Origin of the sequence: Pseudomonas palleroniana, from assembly GCF_003031675.1 — a bacterium.
Lineage (GTDB): Bacteria > Pseudomonadota > Gammaproteobacteria > Pseudomonadales > Pseudomonadaceae > Aquipseudomonas > Aquipseudomonas palleroniana.
In genome coordinates this window covers 1-22,271 of sequence record NZ_PYWX01000044.1, presented here as the reverse complement: position 1 = coordinate 22,271, position 22,271 = coordinate 1, and the positions used below count along the sequence as shown (strand labels likewise).

The window sequence follows — 22,271 nt, the reverse complement described above, 5'->3', positions numbered from 1 at the left end:
TTGGGAGTTTCGCAAATGGCAGTTGCCTCCGGCGCCTATAAGAAAGCCCTCGAGGGCGACCAGACACCGAAAAAGGTGTTGGTCAAAATCGACCGGGTCACGAAGAAGTTCGACGAGACGATTGCCGTGGACGATGTGTCCCTGGAAATCAAGAAAGGCGAGATCTTCGCCTTGCTCGGCGGTTCGGGCTCAGGCAAATCCACCTTGCTGCGCATGCTCGCAGGCTTCGAGCGCCCAACGGAAGGTCGCATCTACCTCGACGGTGTGGACATCACCGACATGCCGCCCTACGAGCGGCCGATCAACATGATGTTCCAGTCCTACGCCTTGTTCCCTCACATGACCGTGGCGCAGAACATCGCCTTCGGCCTGCAACAGGACAAGATCCCCAAGGCCGAAATCGACGCCCGGGTGGCCGAGATGCTCAAGCTGGTACAGATGAGCCAGTACGCCAAGCGCAAGCCGCACCAGTTGTCCGGTGGTCAGCGTCAGCGTGTGGCCCTGGCCCGTTCCCTGGCCAAGCGCCCGAAACTGCTGCTGCTCGATGAGCCGATGGGCGCGCTGGACAAGAAACTGCGTTCGCAGATGCAGCTTGAACTGGTTGAGATCATCGAGCGCGTGGGTGTGACCTGCGTCATGGTGACCCACGACCAGGAAGAGGCCATGACCATGGCTGAACGCATCGCGATCATGCACCTGGGCTGGATCGCCCAGATCGGCAGCCCGATCGATATCTACGAAACCCCGACCAGCCGCCTGGTGTGCGAGTTCATCGGCAACGTCAACATCTTCGACACCCAGGTGGTGGATGACGCCGAAGGCCACGCGGTGCTCAAGTGCCCGGACCTGGACCGCGACATCTACGTGGGCTACGGCATTGCCACCTCGGTGGAAGACAAATCCGTGACTTACGCCATTCGCCCGGAAAAACTGCTGGTCACCACCGAAATGCCGACCTGCGAGCACAACTGGTCCAGCGGCAAAGTGCACGACATTGCCTACCTGGGTGGCCATTCGGTGTTCTACGTGGAACTGCCGAGCGGCAAACTGGTGCAGTCCTTCGTGGCTAACGCCGAACGCCGTGGCCAGCGTCCGACCTGGGGCGACCAGGTCTACGTGTGGTGGGAAGACGACAGCGGCGTGGTACTTCGCTCATGAACATGAAGAAGCTCAAGCGCCAGTTGCAACGAATAACTCCCGATGGTCGACACGTGGTTATCGGGATTCCATTTCTTTGGTTGTTCCTGTTCTTCATGCTGCCGTTCTTCATCGTCTTGAAGATCAGCTTTGCCGAAGCCGACGTCGCGATCCCGCCTTACACCGAGATCTACACCTTCGTTGAGCAGAAACTGCAGGTGGTGCTCAACCTGGCCAACTACTCGATGCTGGGTGACGACGAGTTGTACATCGCCGCATACCTGGGCTCGTTGAAGATGGCGTTTTTCAGCACGCTCCTGTGTCTGTTGATCGGCTATCCGATGGCCTACGCCATCGCCAGCGCGCGCAAAGAGATGCAGACCGTGCTGGTGTTGCTGATCATGATGCCGACCTGGACCGCGATTCTGATCCGTGTGTATGCGTGGATGGGCATCCTCAGCAACAACGGTTTGCTCAACGGCTTCCTGATGTCCATCGGGTTGATCAATGAGCCGCTGCAGATCCTCAATACCAATATTGCGGTGTATATCGGCGTGGTCTATTCGTACCTGCCGTTCATGATCCTGCCGCTGTACGCCAACCTGGTCAAACACGACCAGAGCCTGCTGGAAGCCGCGTCCGACCTGGGTTCGAGCACCTTCAACAGTTTCTGGAAGATCACCGTGCCGCTGTCCAAGAACGGCATCATCGCCGGTTGCATGCTGGTGTTTATCCCGGTAGTGGGCGAGTTCGTGATCCCGGAACTGCTGGGCGGCCCGGAAACCCTGATGATCGGTAAAGTGTTGTGGCAAGAGTTCTTCAATAACCGTGACTGGCCGGTGGCCTCAGCCCTGGCGGTGGTGATGCTGGCGATCCTGATCGTGCCGATCATCCTGTTCAACCGCAGCCAAGCCAAAGAGATGGAGGGCAAGATATGAAGCGCGTCAGTTTCTCAAGCTTCATGCTGGTGGCGGGGTTGCTGTTCATCTACCTGCCGATGCTGATCCTGGTGATCTACTCGTTCAACGAATCCAAGCTGGTGACAGTCTGGGGCGGTTGGTCGATCAAGTGGTACGTGGGCCTGTTGGACAACACCCAGTTGATGGGCTCGGTGGCCCGCTCGCTGGAAATCGCCTGCTATACGGCGGTGGCTGCGGTGGCCCTGGGCACCTTGGCGGCCTTCGTGCTGACGCGCATCAGCCAGTTCAAGGGCCGCACGCTGTTCGGCGGCCTGGTGACCGCGCCGTTGGTGATGCCGGAAGTGATCACCGGTCTGTCGCTGTTGCTGCTGTTCGTGGCCATGGCGCAAATGATCGGCTGGCCCCAGGAGCGTGGCATCGTCACCATCTGGATCGCCCACACCACTTTCTGTGCGGCGTATGTGGCGGTGGTGGTGTCGGCACGCCTGCGTGAGCTGGACCTGTCGATTGAAGAAGCGGCGATGGACCTGGGGGCGCGACCGTGGAAGGTGTTCTTCCTGATCACGATCCCGATGATCGCGCCATCGCTGGCGGCGGGCGGCATGATGTCGTTCGCCTTGTCGCTGGATGACCTGGTACTGGCCAGCTTCGTATCGGGCCCGGGCTCGACGACCTTGCCGATGGAAGTGTTCTCGGCGGTGCGCCTTGGGGTCAAACCCGAGATCAATGCCGTGGCCAGCCTGATTCTGTTGGCGGTGTCGCTGGTGACCTTCCTGGTGTGGTTCTTCAGCCGTCGTGCCGAAGAGCACCGCAAGAAAGCCATCCAGCAAGCCATCGAAGAAGCGGCGGCGGATGGCTGGCAGCAGCCGGACAAGCGCCGCGCGACTGCACCGGTCTAATCAGGTCTACCTGAAGAAACTGGATCAAACTGTGGGAGCGGGCTTGCTCCCACAGTTGTTTGCATTTCAAGCCCAGGGCGATTTGCGGATGACTTCAACAAAATTCATCGGCTTGAACCCTGGCTCCTGATCCACCAGTACATCCGTCTTCACGTTGCCGAACGTGGTCTGTGGGCGATGGCGCAAGCCGTCGGCAAAGGCGCAGATGATGCACTCCTTGAACCCTTCACCCCGTGGATGCGCATGCACCACCGCCTCGCGCTGCACGCTGGAAAACGCTGCGTAATCCATACCCAGGACATCCATCTCGACGCCGGCCGTCACCAGCGCAACGGTTGGGCGTAGATGCTGCGGCACGCCCGGTGTGGTATGCAGGGCGATGGACAGCCATACCTGTTCGATGTCGTCGTCACTCAGCCCGTAAGGCTTGAGAAACGTGGCCGCCGCATTGGCGCCGTCCACTTCGAAACGTTCGTTGTCACTGCGATGGCCTTCGACCAGGCCCAGGTCATGGAACATCGCGCCGACGTAGAGCAACTCCGGGTTGTAAGCGAGTTGTTTGCGTTCACCGCTTAAGGCGCCGAACAGGAAAACGCGGCTGGAGTGGTGATAAAGCAGGTCGGATTCGACGTCGCGAATGTATTCGGTGGTGGCCTTGGCCAGTGCGCTGTCGGGGATCTGGATACCGGCGATAGTGGTGCTCATGATGGCTCTCCTCTGGAAAGATTCCAGTCTGGTCGTGTGCCTGCAAAGGGGCCATCGCGGCGAGGGAGTGATCCCGGCCAATGTGGTTGCACATCGTGCCAAGGCTGTACGCGATCAAATGTGCGATAGCATCACCTGGGTATGCCTGATAGACCGAGTCGCCTGCATCGCAGGCAAGCCCGGCTCCCACAGGGTTTCGCGCCAGTCCAGAGATAAGGTTTACTCATGCAAAAAACCGTTGCCATTCTGATCTTTCCCGGCGTCCAGTCGCTGGATGTGACGGGGCCGATGGATGTGTTTTGCGAGGCCAACCGCTTTTTGCCGCCGCAGGACCATTACCAGCTGGAAGTCATCGGCCTTGGCCATGGCTCGATGGCGGCCTCCAATGGCCTGCCACTACAGGCCCATCGGCATTACCGCGAAGCCCTTGAACCCTACGACTTGCTGCTGGTCGCTGGCGGCCCGCAACTACCCTTCGAGGATTTCGGTGCCCCCTTCGATGACTGGCTACGCGGTGCAACACAGAGAGCACAACGCTTCGGTTCGATCTGCAACGGCGCCTTCCTGCTGGCCCGCGCTGGCCTGCTGGATGGAAAAACCGTCACCACCCACTGGAACGACGCCGCAGATCTGGCGCGTCTGTGCCCTACAGCCCAGGTCGATGCCGATCGCCTCTACGCACAGGACGGCAACCTCTACACGTCGGCAGGTGTGACCGCAGGCATCGACTTGTCGCTGTACCTGTTGGCCCAGGACCATGGCCCGGAAGTCGCGCTGAGCGTGGCCAAGCGTCTGGTGGTGTTCACCCAGCGTTCCGGTGGGCAGTCGCAGTTCAGCCCGTTCCTCACGCCCCACGCCGAAAACACCTCGGCGGTGGCGCTGGTGCAGTTGTACGTGTTGGCGAACCTGACGGGGGATTTGACCATCGCCGATCTGGCCAAGGCGGCCAATATGAGTGCACGCAATTTCTCCCGGGTATTTGCCCGTGAAGCACGGATAACGCCGGCTGAGTTTGTCGAGCGAGCCCGGGTGGATGCGGCGCGGGTGATGCTCGAAAGCAGCTGCGCACCGCTCAAGACCGTGGCCTACCAATGCGGCTTTCGCGATGCCCAGCACATGCGCAGTGTATTCAATCGCCGACTGGGCGTGACCCCGCAACAGTTCCGGCTTAACTTTGCGGCGCCGGTTTGAGCGTGTCGTAGGCTTCCAGGGCGCGCAGCGTATGGAGCTGGCATTCAACCTGCTGCGCCAGTGGCGCCTGAGCCTGATGGATATCGCAACGCAAGTGGGCTACCAGTCCCAGGCGGCGTTCAGCAAGAAATTCAAGGAAACCTACGGCGAAGCGCCGGGCCGGGTGCGGGCACAGTAGTCGCTGATACAACGCAGATCCAAGTGTGGGAGGGGGCTTGCTCCCGATAGCCGTGTGTCAGTCAGCTCATCTGTAACTGAGACACCGCTATCGGGAGCAAGCCCCCTCCCATATTGATCGGGTTATCGGGCGGGCAATAGTTTCAGGGTGCCACGGGTATTGGCCGTAACTTCCTCATCACTGAAATGTGCCTGTTCATACCCACCTTCGATGTAGGTTTGCGCCTGATCACTATAGTGTCGATCAAACGGCACGCCGCTTTGCCCCACCGGGTTGATGGTCAGGGCGTGGGCCGGGTCGGCGAAGTCGATCAGGCGGCGGGTCGACGGGCCATAGGTCACCGGCCAGGGCGCGGGGCCGATCATCGCCGATTGGTTGTTGGGTACCTCGTGGGTGCCGGGGGCGGGGAACGGGCCGACGTTGAAGAGCTTGTCCAATGGCTTCTGCATGCCCAGCGGGTGCCCGTGGGTCAAGGTGTGCGCTTTGCCCCACTGCCACTGGCCGGGGTCATCGCCGAGCGTGGCCTTGAGGTGCGCCAGGCTATTGTCCCAGGCGAGCTTGACGGTGTCGGCACGCGTGCCGTTCCACCACGGCGAATCCGCTGAAGCGGCCAGGCGGGGCAATGCGGCGTCGATCATCCGGGTGGTGAGCAGGGTCTTGAACAGGGCGTCGCCCAGCTTCGGGTGGAAGGTGGCGTCGGTGAGGTTGAACAGGAACTGGTTGAACAGCGTGGCGCTGGTGGAGCCCAGCGGGTAGTCACCCTTCCAGTTTGCAAGCTGTTCCACCAGTTTCAACTGGGCCGGATCCTTGACGACGTCACGCAACACCGGCAGCAACGGTGCCAGCAACCGTGGGCCGTAGGCGGTGGTGGTGCCCAGCTGCAAGGCCTGGCTGTTGTTCACGTTCCACTTCACGCTGTTGTCGCTCAATTGTGTATTCAACTGCTGCCCACGGTCGGCCAGGTTGTAATAGCCGGGGATTTCCATGCCGGTGGGTGAGGCCGGCTGGGCGTTGGCCGACACCACATAACCACGCGCCGGATTCTCTTCCTGAGGGTTGGCGCTGAACGGGTAGAAACCCAGCTTGTCGGCCTGGGCGGTGCTACCGTCGAGGATGAATGCCGGGTTGACCCCAGCCGGGCGGATCGGCAATTGCGCTGCGGCCCACCAACCGATATCGCCCTTGGCATTTGCCCACACGATATTCAGCCCGGGGGCCGACACCTTGGCGGCTGCCGCACGGGCCTTGGCCAGGGTGTCGGCACGGTTGAGTTCGTAGAAGCCTTCGAGGATCGGGTTTTCGGTGTCGAGGAACGCCCACCACATGGCAATCGGCGTCTTGCCGGCATTTTCGCCGAGTACGTCATTGATGATCGGACCGTGGGGCGAGCTGCGCAGCGTCAGGATGACCGGCTCCTGGCCTTTGACGGCAATCTGCTGTTCGCTGCTGGTCAGGTCGGTCCATTGGCCGTGGTACCAGACCTGGTTGGGGTTATCCGGGTTGACCTTTTCGGCGATCAGGTCGAGATCATCGTTCTGGAACATGGTCAGGCTCCAGCCGAAATCCAGGTTGTGCCCCAGGAACGCCACCGGCACCAGCGCGTTGTGGTAGCCGTACAGCTCAAAGCCCGGCGCCGACAGTTGCGCCTCGTACCACACCGACGGCACCGAGAAGCGGATATGCGGGTCACCTGCCAGCAACGGTTTGCCGCTTTGGGTGCGGCTGCCGCTGATGGCCCAGGCGTTGCTGCCCTCGAACTGCGGCAGGCCGTTATCGGCCAAGGCCCTGTCACTCAGAGCGGCGAGGGCGCCGAGGCTTTTCCAGTCGCCGGCGGCCAGGTTGAGCGCGCCCTTGGGTTGCCAGTCCAGGTCGAAGACTTTCAGGTAATCGCTACCCAGCTGGTCGCGTACATAAGTCAGCACAGGTTCGGTACGAAACGCGACGGCAAAACTGTAGGCCATGTACCCGGCGACGCTGATGGTGTCTTCGGGTGTAAAGGGCCGCTTGGTGATGCCCAGCACATCGAACTCCATGGGGCTGGCGTGGCTGTCCTGATATTGGTTGATCCCGTCCAGATAGGCTTGAAGGGCCTTCCAGGCGCTTGAGTCGTGGTCGATGTGTTCCACGTAGCTCAAGGCCCGTTCACGAATACGCAGGCTGCGGAACAGTTTGTCGGTTTCCAGCAGCTTGGGGCCCAGCACCTCGGCCAGCTCGCCACGGGCCAGGCGCCGCATGATCTCCATCTGGAACAGGCGGTCCTGGGCATGCACATAGCCCAGGGCGCGATACAGGTCGGCCTCATTCTCGGCGCGAATGTGCGGCACGCCACGGTCGTCGTAACGCACCGTGACGGAGCCTTGCAGATGGTTGAGCATGACTGTGCCCTGACGCGTGGGTTGCTTGCTGTAGACATACCAGCCGGCGCCGGCCAGGAGGGCGGTAATCAGTAGGGCGAGCACGGTCAGGCTGCGTTTCATGGACGGTCCTTGAGTCAGTCACCTGGGAGGTCAACGGAGTCTAATCGGTTTGGTGGCGACTGAGGGAAATGCTGACGCGCCGTTGTGACAGCCAAGGTTCAAGCGGCCAGCGCTGCCGATGAGCTACTATTGCGCCCGTCGTCCTTGAGCCTTTTTTCATGACCTGCGCCACGCAACCCAAGCCAGTTCCCAGCCCTTCAGACGTGACCTACGCCTGCAGCCTGGAAGCGCAATCGCTGATCAGCCGCTTTTTGCAGCATCCGCCGGCAGGCTTTGACGCCCGGCTGTCCGACCAGGGGGTGCCGTACTTCTTCACGCCATTCGACCTGTTGACCACTGCCGACGAGGACTTCGTGAAGCGTGTGCGCGGCTGGTCAGGCTATGCCTTGTGGCATTCATGGTTGCGTATCGACAGCTGCTTTGTGGGCACCACGGTCAGTGAATATGCGCCGTTCCCCCAGGGCGTATCGCCCCAGGAGCTTGCGCAGTGGCTGCAAGAGGAATGCGTCCCGCAGCGCAAACTCACCATCGTCAAAGACGTGCCCCACGACTCCCCGCTGCTCAGCGAGGCCGACAACCGCTACGCGCAAGCCTTGATCGATGAGTGCACGCGGCGTGGTTTCATCAGCCTCGAGGGCCAGGCACTGGCTTATGTGCCGATCAACTTCACCACCATCGACGAATACCTTGGGCGCTTGTCCCACAGCCGTCGGCGCAATATCCGACGCAAACTGCGCAGCCGCGAAGCGTTGCGCGTGGAAATCCTCGACACCGGCGATGAGCGCTTCAACGATGATGCCTGGCTGACGCAGTTGTACGGTTTGTACAAGGCGGTGTACGACCAGAGCGAGATCCATTTTGACCTGCTCACGCCGGAGTTTTTCACCGGTTTGCTCAGGGACGCCGGTACTGACGGGCGCGTGTTCTGCTACTGGCACTGCGACGAACTGATCGGCTACAACCTGTGCTACGTGGAGGGCGACAAGCTGCTCGACAAGTACATCGGGCTCAATTACCCACAGGCGCTGGAGTTCAACCTGTACTTCGTCAGCTGGTTCGTGAACCTGGAGTACGCGGTGGCGAACGGGCTGAAGTTTTATGTGGCGGGCTGGACCGACCCGCAGGTCAAGGCCAACCTCGGTGCCGACTTCACCTTCACGCGCCACTTGGTATGGGTGCGCAACCCGTTGTTGCGCAAGCTGGGCAACCGTTTGCGTCATCATTTTGAAAGCGACAACCAATGGCACCAGGAGCACACCGCATGAGCCTGGACCGAGCCCCGCTGATTCTCGATTTCGATGGTGCCGTCAGCGACATTGCTGGCGCGATCACCTTACCGCTGCAGGCCTGGCAGGAGAAAATCCGCTTCGGCTGCCGTTGGGCCCAGTTCAAGGAACTGGAAACCGCCCTGCACGCGCAGATGCCCAGCGATTACGGTTGCGTGTTTACCGGCAGCGGCGACTATCACCATCTCAGCCAGCTCCTGTTGAACCGCCTGCCCGCGCAGCAGAAGTACCAACTGATCATCTGCGACAACCACCCCGACAACATGCGCTACCCGTTCGGCATCCACTGCGGTTCGTGGGTGTATTGGGCCAGCCGTCTGCCTCAGGTCGAGCATGTGCATGTGCTGGGGATCGGTTCGCAGGACATTGCCTTGGGCCACGCCTGGGAGAATCACTGGTCGCCGCTGCTCAAACGCAAGCTGACCTACTGGAACGTCAACGTCGATACGCGCTGGATGAACTGGATCGGCGCCGGGCCGAGCAATCGTGCCTTCAGCCATCCGGATGAGTTGATGCGTGCGTTCCTGGCGCAGCTTGATCGTTCGCTGCCGGTTTATCTGTCCATCGACAAAGATGTGCTGAGCCCCCAAGTGGTGAACACCAACTGGGACCAGGGTGAGTTCCTGGAGCAGCATTTGAATGACCTGATCGACGCCTGCCAAGGCCAGATCATTGGCGCGGACGTCACGGGTGACGTCTCGGCCTACCACTATGAAAGCAAGTTCAAGCGCTGGCTGAGTGCATCCGATGGCCAGGAAGAACTGCCTGAGGCGCAGGTGCAGATCTGGCAACAACAGCAGAACGCATTGAATGGTCGCTTGGTCGCGCGCATCAATCAGGGTTGGAAACGATAACCTTCAGTTGGGCGAGGACTTGTTCGAAGTGTTCGTCGGTCAGCCAATGGCTGTTGCTGATCGACAGGGTGCGGCGGGCGAAAGCCTGGGCTTGGGGGAGCGGGCTGCCAGGCGCCAGCAAGGGGGCCACGTCGGGGTAATCCGGCAAGGTGTGAATGAACAGGCGCGTCACGCCCAGCCCCGCGGTCCAGAGCTGCGCCATCGCCGTATCCCGGGCCTGTGCCGAGGGCATCACCACCATTAGAAAAGGCCAGGTGCCTTGCTGCCCGGGTCGGTCCAGGATGACCGAGACACCGGGCAAGGCATTCAAGCGTGCCGCACGGCGCAACGCGCGGGTGCGGCCTTGTTGCAGGTGATCGGGCAAGCGAGCCAGCGCCGCCGCGCCGACCCTGCGGCGATAGCCACCCAGGGCATGCAGCGGAATGTCGTTGACCGAAAAATCATCACCCACGGCGGCGACTTCATCGCCTTGCGCCAGCGCCGTGCGCAAGGCCTTGCCATACACGTAATACAAGCCGTACGGCCGATAAAGCAGGGCGTATCCCCACAGCTCGGCGCTGCGCTGCAACTCCCAGCGCAGGCTGAACGGCAGGTCCTGGCGAGATTGGCGGTGCAGCGCTTGATGCAACACCGGGTCACGGCTGAACAACACCCCGCCTTCTGCCGTCGTCAGGCCTTTACCCAGCGCCATGCTGAAAAAGCCCACGTCGCCTTTGAGCCCGACGCTCTGCCCATCGTCCAGCGCACCCATGGCTTGCGCGGCATCTTCGATGACCGCTGCGCCGATGGCGCCGGCAATGCGCTTGGCGGTTCCGACATCAGCCACGCGTCCGGCCAGATGGGTGACCACCACCGCCAGGGTAGTTTCGTCGCACAACTGCACCAGGTGCTGTTCGTCCAGGTCGATGCTGTCGGGTTGCAAATCACAGGGCACCACCTGCAACGGTGGGCAGTAATGGGCGGCCAAGGCGACCAGCGGGCAGGTATAGGCCGGCACGATGAGCCGGGTACGGCCCGGCATGCGCCGTTGCAAAACCCTTAGGGCGATCACCAGTGCAGCGGTCCCGGAGCACGTCAGCGCCGGCAGCGGAATCGACAGTTGACGGGCCAGGGCAGGGGCCAGGTCGCCCGAGAGGCCGAGCAGGTCCCGCCAGCGCAGGGGCAGCCCTGCGGTGGGCGGAATCTCGCGAGGCATCATCAGGCAAGCGTCTCGGAGCGACCGGCACCGATGACTTTTCCGGCTTCGTCTTCGCTGCGTGCCAGGCACAGAATGCCGGCAATGATCAACGCGCCGCCGACGATTTTCGGCAGGGTCAGGCTGTCATCGAACAGCCACACGGAAATCAGCGTGACACTGATCAGTTCCAGGTGAGAGGCCGCAAAAGCCGGGCCCACCGGGGCGTATTTGAGCAAGGTCATCCAGGTGAAGAACGCGCCGATATAACCCACGAAGGCGCCGTAGATCCATGGGGCGCCAAATACGCGTATCAGCCAGGCGGTGTCCATCGTCAGGGGTTCTGCATGCACCGAGGCGAACTTGAAGCTGACCTGCGCCAAGGTGTCGAAAATGATCAGCGCGAGAAAACCCAGGATATAAAAGCGTTTCATTATTCAAACCCCACGACGGTCACGCCACAGGCGATCAGCATGATGCCGATCAACCGCCATTTGCTAAGGCTTTCCTTGAACAGGAAGCGACCGGCAATCATGATCAGCACAATGTTGATGGAGCCCAGCATCACGCCGACCGACAACGGCACCAATGTCAGGAACGCCAGCCACAACACGAATTCGAAGACATAGCAGAGAACGCCAATCCAGATCCACGGCCGCTTGAGCATGTGTTTCCAGTGGGCCAGGCCGTCATGCTCGGCGCTGGCTGAAGCCGCTGCCTTGAACGCCAACTGGCCGGATGTATCGACGATGACGTTGAGTATCCAGAGGATAATGGTTAATTGGCTCATGTGTTCCTATGCTTACAATCCTGCCGAAAACGTACGATACAGTAGCCTGTCGCCGGGGTGACTGGAGTTTGCCGGTCGAACAGCCTGTGTTCAGTTTGATGTCTTGCTCCACTGGCAATAGCAGCCCACCGCCAGGGTGTGGGTGGCGTCAACTTCGCGCCCGGCCTCGAGGGCTTTCAAGATCGGTTCGATAAAGCTGTTACTGGAATTACAGGTCAGCCCTTCACTGTAGGGGCCGAAATACGCGAGCTTGCCCGTGCGGTCCCAGATACCCACGGCAGGTGTCGCCGGCACCTGATCGGCGCCGGGCAGGGCGGCAAGCGTTTTCATCCTGTTCAGGTTGTCGGGCAGTTGACCGTGGCTGCCGGCCTTTTGCAGGGCATAAAACTCCACGCCCTGAGGCGCGTACTGCTCGATCAGCTCGCCCAGATGCTGCTGGTTACCCACGTTGCACGGGCACGCCGGGTCCCAGAAGTGCACCAGGCGGATCGGCCCCGGGCCCGCGAGTTCGGCGGGCAGGCGCAGAGTGTCGCCGGAGAACACCGCCGTATGTTCGCTGAAGGCGCGCAGGTAGCGGCCCTGGAACCAGTCATAGGCCGTCCACAGCACAGCGGTGCAAATGGCCAGAATCAGGCTGGCGAACAGGGCAGTGCGCAGGTGCTGTCGCATTCGGATCTATCCTCGGAGGTCGCGTAGCTTGCCATGCTTGCTCTGACAGATGAATATCGCAGGTCGATATTCATCTTCACCCTCAGTCTGGAAGCCTTTATGCCCGTCACTTTTGACCCCGATCATCTACGCGAAAGCTTGCGGCCCCTGGTGGATGCGCAGCCGCTTTCTGTGGAGGCCCGGGTCTACCAGCGTTTCTACGGGCTCGACCTGCCTGCGCGCAAAGTGCCGGCGGTGAGTCGCCTGGGGCGCTTCGAGGTGCAAGGCTTCCAAGTGGTGGCGCAGGTGTGGTGGCCGGCACAGCCGGTGGCGACGATGTTCATGTTCCATGGCTTCTACGACCATATGGGACTGTATCGCCACGTTGTGGATTGGGCGCTGGACCAGGGGTTTGTGGTGATCGCCTGCGATTTGCCGGGCCATGGCTTGTCCAGTGGCGCCCGTGCCAGCATCGATGATTTTGCGGTGTACCAGGCGGTGGTGCAGGCGCTGTTCGCCCAGGCTCAAGCCCTGCAACTGCCGCAACCCTGGCACCTGTTCGGGCAAAGCACCGGCGGTGCAGTGGTGGTCGACCACTTGCTCAACCATGGCGTCGACAGCCCGGCCCAAGGCAAGACCTTCCTGCTGTCGCCCTTGGTGCGGCCACGCGCCTGGGGCTGGTCGCAGGTCAGCTATTACTTGCTGCGCCCGTTTGTAAAAGGCATCGCCCGCCGGTTCAGCGAGAACACCCACGACCCGGATTTCAAACCGTTCCTGGAAGCCGACCCGTTGCAACCCCGCCAACTGCCCACGGCGTGGGTCGGCGCGTTGGCGAGCTGGATCAGGCGCATCGAAGCCGCGCCGCGCAGCCCACGGCGGCCAGTGATCGTGCAAGGCGAGGAGGATATGACGGTGGACTGGCAGCACAACTTGCAGGTGCTGCGGGGCAAGTTCGATCAGCCTGAGGTGTTGATGCTGCCGCGTGGCCGGCATCATCTGGCCAATGAAATTCCAGAGATTCGCCGGCAATACTTCAGTTTCCTCACGGAGCATCTGAAGTAGCACAATCCAACTGTGGGAGGGGGCTTGCTCCCTCCCACATGGGTTATTGCGACAGGCTGGAGGTGCTTTGCCCGACTGCAAGCCCTGCGCGAATGGCGGCAAGGGCAGCCTGGTAATAGGCCTTACCCTCCGGCGACTCGGCAAATGTCGCGAACTCTTCCAGCTCCGGGTCGGACAGGTTCCGATAGACGTACAACAGCGTGTTGTTCAGGTCATTGCCGATCTGCCGCATCAGGCGCTCGCGCTGCCCATTCAACATGCCCTGGGCCTGGCCGCCGCCCAGCAGGCCGGGGATCATCTGGCTCAAGCTGTCAGCCGCGACACCGGCAATCGCCAGGCTGACTTCCGCACCGGCTTCGCGCGCGGGCAGGGCCTGGGCCAGGTGGCCGATGATCAGGCTGCGGGTTGCATCGGCTTCCATGTGCGGCAAGCCTTGGGCGTTTTTCGCCAACTGGTCGCGGCGGGTGGCGAGCAGTTCGGCGTCGACAATCTTGCGGCCCAGGGGCGACTGAAAAAACGCCAGCGCGGGCTTCGGGTCTGCCAGGTGCTGGCGCAATTGCGCTTCGGCGCGCTGGTCCATGGCCTGGGCGGCAAAGCGTTTGTTGCTGTTGTCCACCAGCGCCTGGTACACCGCCGGCGGCAGGCTATTGCGGTAGCGTTGTTGGGCGGCACTGAGAGCGTCATTGAAGTGCGCACGTTGTTCGGCCCAGCCGGCGACCTTGTACAACTGGTCATGGCTGTCTGCCCAGGCGGGCAAAACGCAGAACATCAGCACGGAAAAAAACAAACGACGCATAGGGACTCCTGTCAGTCGGCCACTATTGTCCGTGTCAGGCGTAGGATTTGTCGAGAAGTCCTATCAGTCACCTGACTAAAGTGTATTCAGACGCTCGGCGGCTCTGTCGAATTCACAGGCGTATGGATACTATGCGCGCCATGCAAATATCCCTCGATCACCCGCTGCTGCAACGTATCGTCGACGACCTGGCCGAAAAAGGCTGGTCGCAGCAAAATGGCTTCCTGCCCCAGGCTCTGACCCTGGAGCTGGCGGCCGAGTGCCGTAAACGTGCGGCCGAAGGTGAGCTGGCGCCTGCCGCTGTCGGGCGCGGGCCGGCCCAGGAAATCCGCGAGGGGATTCGCGGTGACCATATCCAGTGGCTGGAAGAGGGCGACGCGCCGGTATGCGAGACCTACATGAGGTTGATGGACAGCCTGCGGCTGGCCATGAACCGCCATCTGTTCCTGGGCCTTGAAGACTTCGAAAGCCACTTCGCGATGTACCCGCCGGGTGCGTTTTATCTCAAGCATCTGGACCGTTTTCGCGATGATGACCGGCGCACGGTGTCGGCAGTGGTCTATTTGAACGACGCCTGGTTGCCTGAGCATGGCGGCCAGTTGCGCATGTACCTCAAGGATGGCGTGGAATACGATGTGCAGCCCACCGGCGGTTGCCTGGTGGTGTTCCTCTCGGGTGAAGTCCCTCACGAAGTGCTGCCCGCCACGCGTGAGCGCTTGTCCTTGACCGGCTGGTTTCGTCGACGGGGCAACGAGCCGTTTTAAACATGGAAAAGATTCTGGTCAGCCGTTGCCTGCTTGGGCACAAGGTGCGCTACGACGGTGGCGCCAGTGGCCCGTTCGACCTATTGACGCAGTGGCAGGCCGAGGGGCGTGTGGTCGCGATCTGCCCGGAGGTGGCGGGTGGCTTGCCGACGCCACGGCCGCCCGCCGAGATTGCGGGTGGGCAGGGCGTCGATGTATGGGATGGGCGTGCCCGAGTGCTGACCGCCGAGGGCGAAGACTTCAGCGGCGCCTTCGTCGAGGGCGCCCGCCAGGCGTTGGCATTGGCGCAGCGCCACGGTATCCGCATCGCCATCCTCAAGGCCAACAGCCCATCCTGTGGCAACCGGCTGATCTATGACGGCACCTTCAGCGCCGTCAAGGTGAGCGGCGAGGGCGTGACGGCGGCGCTGCTCAAGCGCCATGGGGTGTTGGTGTTCAGTGAGCAGGAGTTGCCTGAAGCGGCTCAGGCATTGGCGCAATTGCAGGCGGTTGGTCCTTGAACCATTTGTGCGAGAGCGCTTTCAAGCGGCCATCGGCCTTGATCTGCTGCAGCGCCCTGTCCAGGCTGGTCTTGAACGCCGGGTTGCCCTTCTGAAACGGAATCGCCAGCTCCGGCTTTTCCAGGTAAGCCTCGCTGAAATCGAACCGATCCTGCAACTGCGCAGTCATAGCGATATGGTTGATGGCCACGTCATATTTGCCGGTTTCAACGCCCGGTAGCAGGTCGCTGTCATCGGTGGTGATAAAGGAGGGGCGCACGTCCAGTTCCTTGGCCAATTCTTCACCCAACTCCACTTCAAAGCCGGTTAGCTTATTGTCGTCCTTGAAGTTGAATGGCGGGGTGTTGGCTTGCACTGCGATGCGCAGTTCGCCGCGATCAAACACATCGTCGATCAGTTCGGCATGAGCCAAGGGGCTCAAAAGAGGCAGTAAAAGTACAAGGCCAGGCGAAAAGCGCATGGTCGCTCCTAAGGAATTGAGCTGTACGAGGCACCGTCCAGCATCGCTTTGCTATTGTGTTGAGTGCCTTGGACAGCAATTTGTCGCGAAGTTGTCATAACCCAACAGATTTCCTGCAGAAACTGGAGAAGCGAATGAAAGCCCTATCAGTCCGAGCAACATCCGCCCGTGCAACGATTGCCAGCCTGTTGCTGGGTGCCTCGATGTTGGCCACCGCCGCCGATGGCATCCCGCGTAGCGCGCCACCTGAAGGTGCCAAAGTGTTTATCGTGTCGCCCAAAGATGGCGCCACTGTGGATAAAACCTTTACCGTCAAATTCGGCATGGAAGGCTTGAAGCTCGCGCCGGCCACTGACCAGACCCCGGGCACCGGCCACCACCATCTGCTGGTTGACCAGAAAGAGCTGCCTGACGCCAGCGTACCGATCCCGGCCACCGACACCGTGATCCACTACGGCAAGGCCCAGACCGAGACCGAATTGACCCTCACCCCAGGCAAGCACACCTTGCAACTGGTGGCCGGCGACAAACTGCATATGCAGTTCAACCCGACTGTAGCCTCGAAAGTGATCACGGTTAACGTCAAGTAAGATTTGTTCAGACAAAAAAATGGGAGACCCCTGCGGGTCTCCCATTTTTATGGGTAGGCGCGGGTTCTTAGAACAGAACGCGGCTACGAATCGTGCCCTTGATGTGCTGCAACTTCTCTTGCGCCAGGTCCGAGTACTCGGCGTCGACGTCGATCACCACGTAACCGACCTTCTCGTTGGTCTGCAGGAACTGACCGGAGATGTTGATGCCGTTCTCTGCGAAGACCTTGTTGATCTCCATCAGCACGCCAGGGATGTTCTGGTGGATGTGCAGCAGACGGTGCTTGCCAGGGTGAGCCGGCAGGGCCACTTCCGGGAAGTTCACCGACGATACGGATGTACCGTTGTCGCTGTACTTGACCAGCTTCTCCGACACTTCCAGGCCGATGTTGGCTTGGGCTTCAGCGGTGGAACCACCGATGTGCGGGGTCAGGATCACGTTGTCCAGGCCGCGCAGCGGGCTTTCGAAGATGTCATCGTTGGAGCGAGGCTCTACCGGGAACACATCGATGGCGGCGCCGATCAGGTGCTTGTCCTTGATCGCGGCAGCCAGGGCATCCAGTTCGACCACGGTGCCGCGTGCGGCGTTGATCAGGATGCCGCCTTTCTTGATGGCACGGATTTCCTTCTCGCCGATCATCCACTGGGTCTCGGCGGTTTCCGGAACGTGCAGGGTCACGATGTCGGACATGCCCAGCAACTCGGTCAGGCTGCCCACTTGGGTGGCATTGCCCAACGGCAGTTTGGTCAGGGTGTCGTAGAAGAACACCTGCATCCCCAAGCCTTCAGCCAGGACCGACAGCTGAGTGCCGATCGAGCCGTAACCGACGATACCCAGCTTCTTGCCGCGGATTTCGAAGGAGTTGGCCGCGCTCTTGATCCAGCCGCCACGGTGGCAGGATGCGTTCTTCTCAGGAATACCGCGCAACAGCAGGATGGCCTCGGCCAGCACCAGTTCCGCCACGGAACGGGTATTGGAGTACGGTGCGTTGAACACCGCGATGCCGCGCTCGCGCGCTGCGTTGAGGTCGACCTGGTTGGTGCCGATGCAGAAACAGCCGACCGCCACGAGTTTCTTGGCGTGATCGAAGATCTCTTCGGTCAGCTGAGTGCGGGAGCGAATGCCGATAAAGTGCGCGTCGGCGATCTTTTCCTTGAGCTGGGCTTCCGGCAGAGAACTGGTGATGTACTCAATGCTGGTGTACCCGGCGGCTTTCAGAACGTCGACAGCCGATGGGTGGACGCCTTCCAGAAGAAGGAACTTGATCTTGCTCTTATCGAGAGAAGTCTTGCTCATCTGCGTAAACCTGTATCCCGGAGAAAAATGGCAGGGAGTCGAGCAGCGCAAGCTGACCCGGACGGCAGGAAAGCCGTCACCGCAGAAACGCCCTTGGGCTCTGTCCTGCGGGGGCGGTATGCTAGCATACGCGCCCCGCTAACACTCATTCCTGCGACGTGAAGCGTTCTCAGGATGACCATGAATTGTTCGAGAGTTCTGTCGATGACCCATCCTGCCCTGATTGATGAGCTGAAGACCCTGGTTGAGCCCGGCAAAGTGCTGACCGATGCAGACTCCCTGGAGGCTTACGGCAAGGATTGGACCAAGCACTTCGCCCCTGCGCCTACCGCCATCGTCTTCCCCAAGACCATCGAGCAGGTGCAAGCCATCGTCCGCTGGGCCAACACGCACAAGGTGGCGCTGGTGCCGTCCGGCGGTCGTACCGGCCTGTCGGCGGCAGCGGTAGCGGCAAATGGCGAAGTGGTGGTGTCGTTCGACTATATGAACCAGATCCTCGACGTGAACCTCACCGACCGTACCGCCGTGTGCCAGCCGGGCGTGGTCACCAAGCAGTTGCAGAACGCTGCCGAAGAACAGGGCCTGTACTATCCGGTGGACTTCGCTTCGTCCGGTTCCAGCCAGATTGGCGGCAATATCGGCACCAATGCCGGCGGGATCAAGGTAATTCGCTACGGCATGACCCGCAACTGGGTTGCCGGCATGAAAGTGGTCACCGGCAAGGGTGATGTGCTGGAACTGAACCGCGACCTGATCAAGAACGCCACCGGCTACGACATGCGTCAGCTGTTCATCGGCGCTGAAGGCACCCTGGGCTTCGTGGTCGAAGCCACCATGCGCCTGGACCGTGCGCCGAAGAACCTCACCGCGATGGTGCTGGGTACCACCGATTTCGACTCGATCATGCCGGTATTGCATGCGTTCCAGAGCAAGCTGGACCTGACCGCGTTCGAGTTCTTCTCCGACAAGGCCCTGGCCAAAGTCCTGGGGCGCGGCGACGTGCCGGCGCCGTTCGAAACCGAGTGCCCGTTCTACGCGCTGCTGGAATTCGAAGCGACGACCGAAGAAGTCGCCAACCACGCCCTGGAAACCTTCGAGCACTGCGTCGAGCAGGGCTGGGTGCTGGACGGCGTGATGAGCCAGAGCGAAACCCAGCTGCACAACCTGTGGAAACTGCGCGAGTACATCTCCGAAACCATTTCCCACTGGACGCCGTACAAGAACGATATTTCGGTCACCGTCTCCAAAGTACCGGCGTTCCTGCAGGAAATTGACGCAATCGTCGGCGAACATTATCCGGACTTCGAGATTGTCTGGTTTGGTCACATCGGCGACGGCAACCTGCACCTGAATATCCTCAAGCCGGAAAACCTGAGCAAGGATGAGTTCTTTGCCAAGTGCGCTACCGTGAACAAGTGGGTGTTCGAAACCGTGCAGAAGTACAACGGCTCGATCTCCGCCGAGCACGGCGTGGGCATGACCAAGCGCGATTACCTGACTTACAGCCGCTCGCCGGTTGAGATCGAATACATGAAAGCAGTGAAGGCGGTGTTCGACCCGAACGGGATCATGAACCCTGGCAAGATCTTCGCTGTTTAACCGCCCCGAAGGAGTCGTTTCATGAGCTATCAGCACAAGTATGTCGATGGCACCAACATCCACTTTCCGCTGGGTAAAGTGGTGTGTATTGGGCGCAACTACGCTGAACATGCCAAGGAGCTGGATAACCCGGTGCCGACCGAGCCGCTGCTGTTCATCAAGCCGGGCAGCTGCGTGGTGCCGCTGGAAGGCGGTTTCAGCATTCCGACCGAACGCGGTTCGGTGCATTACGAAGCGGAGATCGCGGTGCTGATCGGCAAACCGCTGTCGAACAAGCCCAGCCGCGAAGAAGTGCTCGACGCGATCTCCGGCTTCGCCCCGGCCCTGGACCTGACCCTGCGCGACAAGCAAGCCGAGCTGAAAGCCAAGGGCCTGCCGTGGGAAATCGCCAAGTCCTTTGACGGCGCGGCGGTGATTGCACCATTCGTGGTCGGCAGCACCTTCCCGGACGTGACCGATATCGGTATTCGCCTGACCATCAACGGTGAAGTGCGCCAGGACGGCAACAGTTCGCAGATGCTCAACCCGATCATTCCGATGATCCAGCACATGGCCGGCTGTTTCTCGCTGCAGGCCGGCGACGTGATTCTCACCGGCACCCCGGCCGGCGTGGGGCCGCTGAACGTGGGTGATGAGTTGGTGCTGGAGTTGCCGGGCGTGAGCCAGTTCGAAAGCAGCGTTCGCTGATTGCCTGCGTTAGTGTCGCCAAGGAGCGAGCAAGCTCGCTCCTTGGCGACACCATCCGGCCTCTGGCTCGCCGCTGCAGTGAAGGTTTTGCATTTTTTTCACACGCCATCCGGATAATCCGTAGCTTCCTGCGCGCGGGTTTTCTGATCCTGTGCTATCCCCTATAGCTGTCTTTCTGGAAAGCGCTCAATGGCCGTGTCTCTCCCCTCGTCGAAACCCAAGCTTCGCTCACGCTTTGCCCTGCGCTGGTATTCCTGGCTGTTTTTGGCTGGCACGATCACCTATGGCGTCGCCTGGGCGATGCATTGGGATGATCGGGGCGTGTTGTGGGTTGCCGAACGCTTCCAGACGCCGTTCGAGCGTCAGGCCAGCGTATGGCTGCCTGACTACCGTGCGGTGATTGACGCCAAGTTGCTGCCCGGCATGGAAAAGGATGAGGCTTCGGATGTCTCCTACAATCCGCAGACCAAAACCCTGTTCTCGGTCATGGGCAAGAACGCCTTCCTCGTCGAGTTAAGCCTGCAGGGCGATGTGCTGCGCAAGATGCCGCTCAATGGCTGGAGCAACCCGGAAGGCGTGACGGTGATGGAAAATGGCCTGATGGCGGTGGTTGACGAACGCGACCACAGCCTCACCGTCGTCAAGGTGGATGCCGCCACCACCCAGCTGAACAAAGCAGATTTCACCAGCTATGACCTGGGGCCGTCCAAGGATCAGAACAAAGCCTTTGAGGGTGTAACTTGGGACAAGCGTAACCAACAGATCGTACTCGGCGAAGAGCGCCCACCGGCGCTGTTTACCTGGAAATCCGATGGCAACACCTTGACGGGCGACAAGCAAAAGCTTGCCAGCACCGAGTTGGACATGCGCAACCTGTCCGCCCTGGCGATTGACCCGCGTACCGGCCACATGCTGGTGCTGTCGGCGGACTCCCACCTGCTCCTGGAGTTGGATGAAAAGGGCAAGCAAGTCAGCTTCATGACCCTGCTCGGTGGCTTCAACGGCCTCAAGCACACCATCCCGCGTGCGGAAGGTGTCACGATGGATGAGGACGGTACGGTGTATATCGTCAGTGAGCCGAACCTGTTCTATCGCTTCGAAAAGCAGAAATAGACTCCCTGATGCGTCGAATTGCCCGTCCCAGACCCGCGTTGTTCTTGCTCTTGCTGGCCGGCCTGGTTTGTACCGGGCTGGTCGCGCAGCACTTTCGCTTGTTCGAGCGGGCCTGGTTCAACCTCCAGACGTGGCGTCATCCGGCTGACGAGCGCTCCATTGGCCTGGCCGATTACCGCGTCACCCTCGAGGCCAAGGTCATCGAAGGGCTCGATGATGATGTCTCGGCGCTCACCTATGATCCGGTGCGTAAAAGCCTGTTCACGGTGACCAATAAAAACCCCGAGTTGATCGAACTGTCCCTGGACGGCGTGATTGTGCGGCGTATCCCGCTGATCGGATTTGGCGATGCCGAGGCGGTGGAGTTCATCAGCGACAACATCTACGTGATCAGCGATGAGCGCCAACAGCGGCTGATCAAAGTACATGTGAACGACGACACCCAGTTTCTCGACGCCGCCGATGCGGAGCAGATGACGTTGGGCGTGCACAGCGGCAGTAACAAAGGGTTTGAAGGGCTGGCCTACGATTCGGTGGGCAAGCGCCTGTTCGTGGCCAAAGAGCGCGACCCGATGCTGATCTACGAGGTGCGCGGTTTTCCCCATTTTCAACCGGAAAAAACCTACTCGGTACACGTGATCAACAACCCCAAGCGCGATGCGGGAATGTTTGTGCGCGACCTGTCGAGCCTGCAATACGACGAGCGCAGCGGCCATCTGCTGGCGCTGTCGGATGAGTCGTTCCTGGTGTTGGAGCTGGATATCGACGGTCGCCCGCTGAGCAGTCTGTCATTGCTCAGCGGGCGCCATGGCCTGACAAAGCGGGTACCGCAGGCCGAAGGGATCGCCATGGATGACACGGGTACGTTGTACCTGGTCAGCGAGCCGAACCTGTTCTACGTGTTCAAAAAAACCTAACTTCTGACACTCCATGTGGGAGGGGGGCAAGCCCTAATGCCAGTCAGTTAAGCGATAGAACGGACGATGAATAACTTGTGGGAGGGGGCTTGCTCCCGATGAGGGTGTGCCAGTCAGCAGTTTATCGACTGACCCACCGCTATCGGGAGCAAGCTGAACTGGCCTAATGATTTTGGACACTTCAATCGGGCGCTATGATAGCGCCCAAATCTGAGGTGTTTGGATAT

General features: G+C 60.6%; 23 protein-coding genes and 1 pseudogene. 15 read left to right on the top strand and 9 right to left on the bottom strand.

The window, feature by feature from the left end:
* Nucleotides 1-15: 15 nt before the first annotated feature.
* Genes C9383_RS14885 through C9383_RS14875 form a run of 3 tightly spaced genes read left to right on the top strand, consistent with a single transcriptional unit; the run spans nucleotide 16 to nucleotide 2,956 of the window.
* A complete protein-coding gene (locus C9383_RS14885) occupies nucleotides 16-1,158 on the top strand; it encodes an ABC transporter ATP-binding protein (RefSeq protein ID WP_028618367.1) in 1,143 nt (380 codons plus the stop codon).
* Entirely contained in the window at nucleotides 1,155-2,075 is a 921-nt protein-coding gene (locus tag C9383_RS14880) for an ABC transporter permease subunit (RefSeq protein WP_060753535.1), read from the top strand. The genes C9383_RS14885 and C9383_RS14880 overlap by 4 nt, the downstream gene beginning before the upstream one ends.
* Complete coding sequence (locus C9383_RS14875; protein ID WP_090368110.1) at nucleotides 2,072-2,956, top strand: ABC transporter permease subunit; 885 nt, start codon at nucleotides 2,072-2,074, stop codon at nucleotides 2,954-2,956. Before C9383_RS14880 ends, C9383_RS14875 begins: the two co-directional genes overlap by 4 nt.
* 66 nt (nucleotides 2,957-3,022) lie before the next feature.
* On the opposite strand, the gene C9383_RS14870 is transcribed toward C9383_RS14875, so the two are convergent.
* Nucleotides 3,023-3,661 (bottom strand): HD domain-containing protein, encoded by a 639-nt coding sequence (locus C9383_RS14870; protein WP_090368112.1) that lies wholly within the window; start codon nucleotides 3,659-3,661, stop codon nucleotides 3,023-3,025.
* 225 nt (nucleotides 3,662-3,886) lie between these two features.
* Here C9383_RS14870 and C9383_RS14860 point away from each other — a divergent pair, with 225 nt between their 5' ends.
* Both C9383_RS14860 and C9383_RS14855 read left to right on the top strand, forming a co-directional pair.
* Nucleotides 3,887-4,852 (top strand): GlxA family transcriptional regulator, encoded by a 966-nt coding sequence (locus C9383_RS14860; protein WP_090368114.1) that lies wholly within the window; start codon nucleotides 3,887-3,889, stop codon nucleotides 4,850-4,852.
* Nucleotides 4,824-5,030: pseudogene (locus C9383_RS14855) on the top strand (helix-turn-helix domain-containing protein); the annotation flags it as partial. The gene C9383_RS14860 and the pseudogene C9383_RS14855, both read left to right, overlap by 29 nt.
* Before the next feature lie 122 nt (nucleotides 5,031-5,152).
* On the opposite strand, the gene C9383_RS14850 reads toward C9383_RS14855, so the two are convergent.
* Nucleotides 5,153-7,507 carry a penicillin acylase family protein gene (locus tag C9383_RS14850; RefSeq protein WP_090368116.1) on the bottom strand — a complete coding sequence of 785 codons (2,355 nt, stop codon included), beginning with the start codon at nucleotides 7,505-7,507 and terminating at the stop codon, nucleotides 5,153-5,155.
* A gap of 158 nt (nucleotides 7,508-7,665) precedes the next feature.
* Between C9383_RS14850 and C9383_RS14845 the strand changes: the two genes are divergently transcribed.
* The gene (locus tag C9383_RS14845; RefSeq protein ID WP_090368119.1) at nucleotides 7,666-8,772 is read left to right on the top strand and encodes a GNAT family N-acetyltransferase; all 1,107 of its coding nucleotides are present in this window, start codon (nucleotides 7,666-7,668) and stop codon (nucleotides 8,770-8,772) included.
* Nucleotides 8,769-9,647 (top strand): hypothetical protein, encoded by an 879-nt coding sequence (locus C9383_RS14840; protein ID WP_090368121.1) that lies wholly within the window; start codon nucleotides 8,769-8,771, stop codon nucleotides 9,645-9,647. Before C9383_RS14845 ends, C9383_RS14840 begins: the two co-directional genes overlap by 4 nt.
* Here C9383_RS14840 and C9383_RS14835 read toward each other — a convergent pair.
* From C9383_RS14835 to C9383_RS14820, 4 genes are all read right to left on the bottom strand, one after another.
* Complete coding sequence (locus C9383_RS14835) at nucleotides 9,625-10,845, bottom strand: DegT/DnrJ/EryC1/StrS family aminotransferase (RefSeq protein WP_090368123.1); 1,221 nt, start codon at nucleotides 10,843-10,845, stop codon at nucleotides 9,625-9,627. The genes C9383_RS14840 and C9383_RS14835 overlap by 23 nt on opposite strands.
* A complete protein-coding gene (locus tag C9383_RS14830; protein WP_090368126.1) occupies nucleotides 10,845-11,255 on the bottom strand; it encodes a DMT family transporter in 411 nt (136 codons plus the stop codon). Before C9383_RS14830 ends, C9383_RS14835 begins: the two co-directional genes overlap by 1 nt.
* Nucleotides 11,255-11,611 (bottom strand): EamA family transporter, encoded by a 357-nt coding sequence (locus C9383_RS14825; RefSeq protein WP_090368129.1) that lies wholly within the window; start codon nucleotides 11,609-11,611, stop codon nucleotides 11,255-11,257. The genes C9383_RS14830 and C9383_RS14825 overlap by 1 nt, the downstream gene beginning before the upstream one ends.
* Nucleotides 11,612-11,701: 90 nt before the next feature.
* Complete coding sequence (locus C9383_RS14820) at nucleotides 11,702-12,280, bottom strand: DUF6436 domain-containing protein (RefSeq protein ID WP_090368131.1); 579 nt, start codon at nucleotides 12,278-12,280, stop codon at nucleotides 11,702-11,704.
* A gap of 99 nt (nucleotides 12,281-12,379) precedes the next feature.
* On the opposite strand from C9383_RS14820, the gene bipL reads away from it, so the two are divergent.
* Nucleotides 12,380-13,321, top strand: coding sequence for a phospholipase BipL (bipL, locus tag C9383_RS14815; RefSeq protein ID WP_090368133.1), 942 nt, complete (start codon nucleotides 12,380-12,382; stop codon nucleotides 13,319-13,321).
* 43 nt (nucleotides 13,322-13,364) lie between these two features.
* Here bipL and C9383_RS14810 read toward each other — a convergent pair whose 3' ends face one another.
* Nucleotides 13,365-14,117, bottom strand: coding sequence for a DUF2059 domain-containing protein (locus tag C9383_RS14810; protein ID WP_090368135.1), 753 nt, complete (start codon nucleotides 14,115-14,117; stop codon nucleotides 13,365-13,367).
* A 131-nt stretch (nucleotides 14,118-14,248) separates the two neighbouring features.
* Between C9383_RS14810 and C9383_RS14805 the strand changes: the two genes are divergently transcribed.
* Nucleotides 14,249-14,881: a 2OG-Fe(II) oxygenase gene (locus C9383_RS14805; RefSeq protein ID WP_060753523.1), complete on the top strand. Its 633-nt coding sequence runs from the start codon at nucleotides 14,249-14,251 to the stop codon at nucleotides 14,879-14,881.
* A gap of 2 nt (nucleotides 14,882-14,883) precedes the next feature.
* Nucleotides 14,884-15,381, top strand: a complete 498-nt coding sequence (locus C9383_RS14800) for a 2-thiouracil desulfurase family protein (RefSeq protein ID WP_090368137.1) — start codon at nucleotides 14,884-14,886, stop codon at nucleotides 15,379-15,381.
* Here C9383_RS14800 and C9383_RS14795 read toward each other — a convergent pair.
* Nucleotides 15,317-15,841, bottom strand: a complete 525-nt coding sequence (locus C9383_RS14795; RefSeq protein WP_060753521.1) for a transporter substrate-binding domain-containing protein — start codon at nucleotides 15,839-15,841, stop codon at nucleotides 15,317-15,319. The genes C9383_RS14800 and C9383_RS14795 overlap by 65 nt on opposite strands.
* Nucleotides 15,842-15,975: 134 nt before the next feature.
* Here C9383_RS14795 and C9383_RS14790 point away from each other — a divergent pair, with 134 nt between their 5' ends.
* The gene (locus C9383_RS14790; protein WP_060753520.1) at nucleotides 15,976-16,431 is read left to right on the top strand and encodes a DUF4399 domain-containing protein; all 456 of its coding nucleotides are present in this window, start codon (nucleotides 15,976-15,978) and stop codon (nucleotides 16,429-16,431) included.
* A gap of 67 nt (nucleotides 16,432-16,498) precedes the next feature.
* On the opposite strand, the gene serA is transcribed toward C9383_RS14790, so the two are convergent.
* Complete coding sequence (serA, locus tag C9383_RS14785) at nucleotides 16,499-17,728, bottom strand: phosphoglycerate dehydrogenase (RefSeq protein ID WP_060753519.1); 1,230 nt, start codon at nucleotides 17,726-17,728, stop codon at nucleotides 16,499-16,501.
* A 204-nt stretch (nucleotides 17,729-17,932) separates the two neighbouring features.
* Between serA and C9383_RS14775 the strand changes: the two genes are divergently transcribed.
* From C9383_RS14775 to C9383_RS14760, 4 genes are all read left to right on the top strand, one after another.
* On the top strand, nucleotides 17,933-19,327 hold the full coding sequence (locus C9383_RS14775) for an FAD-binding oxidoreductase (protein WP_090368139.1): 1,395 nt from the start codon (nucleotides 17,933-17,935) through the stop codon (nucleotides 19,325-19,327).
* Nucleotides 19,328-19,348: 21 nt separating this feature from the next.
* Nucleotides 19,349-20,014: a fumarylacetoacetate hydrolase family protein gene (locus C9383_RS14770; RefSeq protein ID WP_090368141.1), complete on the top strand. Its 666-nt coding sequence runs from the start codon at nucleotides 19,349-19,351 to the stop codon at nucleotides 20,012-20,014.
* 189 nt (nucleotides 20,015-20,203) lie between these two features.
* On the top strand, nucleotides 20,204-21,127 hold the full coding sequence (locus C9383_RS14765; protein ID WP_090368143.1) for an SdiA-regulated domain-containing protein: 924 nt from the start codon (nucleotides 20,204-20,206) through the stop codon (nucleotides 21,125-21,127).
* Nucleotides 21,128-21,135: 8 nt separating this feature from the next.
* Nucleotides 21,136-22,044: an SdiA-regulated domain-containing protein gene (locus C9383_RS14760; protein ID WP_090368145.1), complete on the top strand. Its 909-nt coding sequence runs from the start codon at nucleotides 21,136-21,138 to the stop codon at nucleotides 22,042-22,044.
* The last annotated feature ends 227 nt before the right edge of the window (nucleotides 22,045-22,271 follow it).

Bases quoted from the DNA above. Each gene is read 5' to 3' on its own strand.
- C9383_RS14835 (WP_090368123.1), bottom strand. From the start codon at position 10,845: ATGATGCCTCGCGAGATTCCGCCCACCGCAGGGCTGCCCCTGCGCTGG.
- C9383_RS14880 (WP_060753535.1), top strand. From the start codon at position 1,155: ATGAACATGAAGAAGCTCAAGCGCCAGTTGCAACGAATAACTCCCGAT.
- bipL (WP_090368133.1), top strand. From the start codon at position 12,380: ATGCCCGTCACTTTTGACCCCGATCATCTACGCGAAAGCTTGCGGCCC.
- C9383_RS14830 (WP_090368126.1), bottom strand. From the start codon at position 11,255: ATGAAACGCTTTTATATCCTGGGTTTTCTCGCGCTGATCATTTTCGAC.
- C9383_RS14810 (WP_090368135.1), bottom strand. From the start codon at position 14,117: ATGCGTCGTTTGTTTTTTTCCGTGCTGATGTTCTGCGTTTTGCCCGCC.
- C9383_RS14775 (WP_090368139.1), top strand. From the start codon at position 17,933: ATGACCCATCCTGCCCTGATTGATGAGCTGAAGACCCTGGTTGAGCCC.
- C9383_RS14845 (WP_090368119.1), top strand. From the start codon at position 7,666: ATGACCTGCGCCACGCAACCCAAGCCAGTTCCCAGCCCTTCAGACGTG.
- C9383_RS14850 (WP_090368116.1), bottom strand. From the start codon at position 7,507: ATGAAACGCAGCCTGACCGTGCTCGCCCTACTGATTACCGCCCTCCTG.
- C9383_RS14790 (WP_060753520.1), top strand. From the start codon at position 15,976: ATGAAAGCCCTATCAGTCCGAGCAACATCCGCCCGTGCAACGATTGCC.
- C9383_RS14840 (WP_090368121.1), top strand. From the start codon at position 8,769: ATGAGCCTGGACCGAGCCCCGCTGATTCTCGATTTCGATGGTGCCGTC.
- C9383_RS14805 (WP_060753523.1), top strand. From the start codon at position 14,249: ATGCGCGCCATGCAAATATCCCTCGATCACCCGCTGCTGCAACGTATC.
- C9383_RS14765 (WP_090368143.1), top strand. From the start codon at position 20,204: ATGGCCGTGTCTCTCCCCTCGTCGAAACCCAAGCTTCGCTCACGCTTT.
- C9383_RS14795 (WP_060753521.1), bottom strand. From the start codon at position 15,841: ATGCGCTTTTCGCCTGGCCTTGTACTTTTACTGCCTCTTTTGAGCCCC.
- C9383_RS14770 (WP_090368141.1), top strand. From the start codon at position 19,349: ATGAGCTATCAGCACAAGTATGTCGATGGCACCAACATCCACTTTCCG.
- C9383_RS14760 (WP_090368145.1), top strand. From the start codon at position 21,136: ATGCGTCGAATTGCCCGTCCCAGACCCGCGTTGTTCTTGCTCTTGCTG.
- C9383_RS14870 (WP_090368112.1), bottom strand. From the start codon at position 3,661: ATGAGCACCACTATCGCCGGTATCCAGATCCCCGACAGCGCACTGGCC.
- C9383_RS14875 (WP_090368110.1), top strand. From the start codon at position 2,072: ATGAAGCGCGTCAGTTTCTCAAGCTTCATGCTGGTGGCGGGGTTGCTG.
- C9383_RS14820 (WP_090368131.1), bottom strand. From the start codon at position 12,280: ATGCGACAGCACCTGCGCACTGCCCTGTTCGCCAGCCTGATTCTGGCC.
- C9383_RS14860 (WP_090368114.1), top strand. From the start codon at position 3,887: ATGCAAAAAACCGTTGCCATTCTGATCTTTCCCGGCGTCCAGTCGCTG.
- serA (WP_060753519.1), bottom strand. From the start codon at position 17,728: ATGAGCAAGACTTCTCTCGATAAGAGCAAGATCAAGTTCCTTCTTCTG.
- C9383_RS14800 (WP_090368137.1), top strand. From the start codon at position 14,884: ATGGAAAAGATTCTGGTCAGCCGTTGCCTGCTTGGGCACAAGGTGCGC.
- C9383_RS14885 (WP_028618367.1), top strand. From the start codon at position 16: ATGGCAGTTGCCTCCGGCGCCTATAAGAAAGCCCTCGAGGGCGACCAG.
- C9383_RS14825 (WP_090368129.1), bottom strand. From the start codon at position 11,611: ATGAGCCAATTAACCATTATCCTCTGGATACTCAACGTCATCGTCGAT.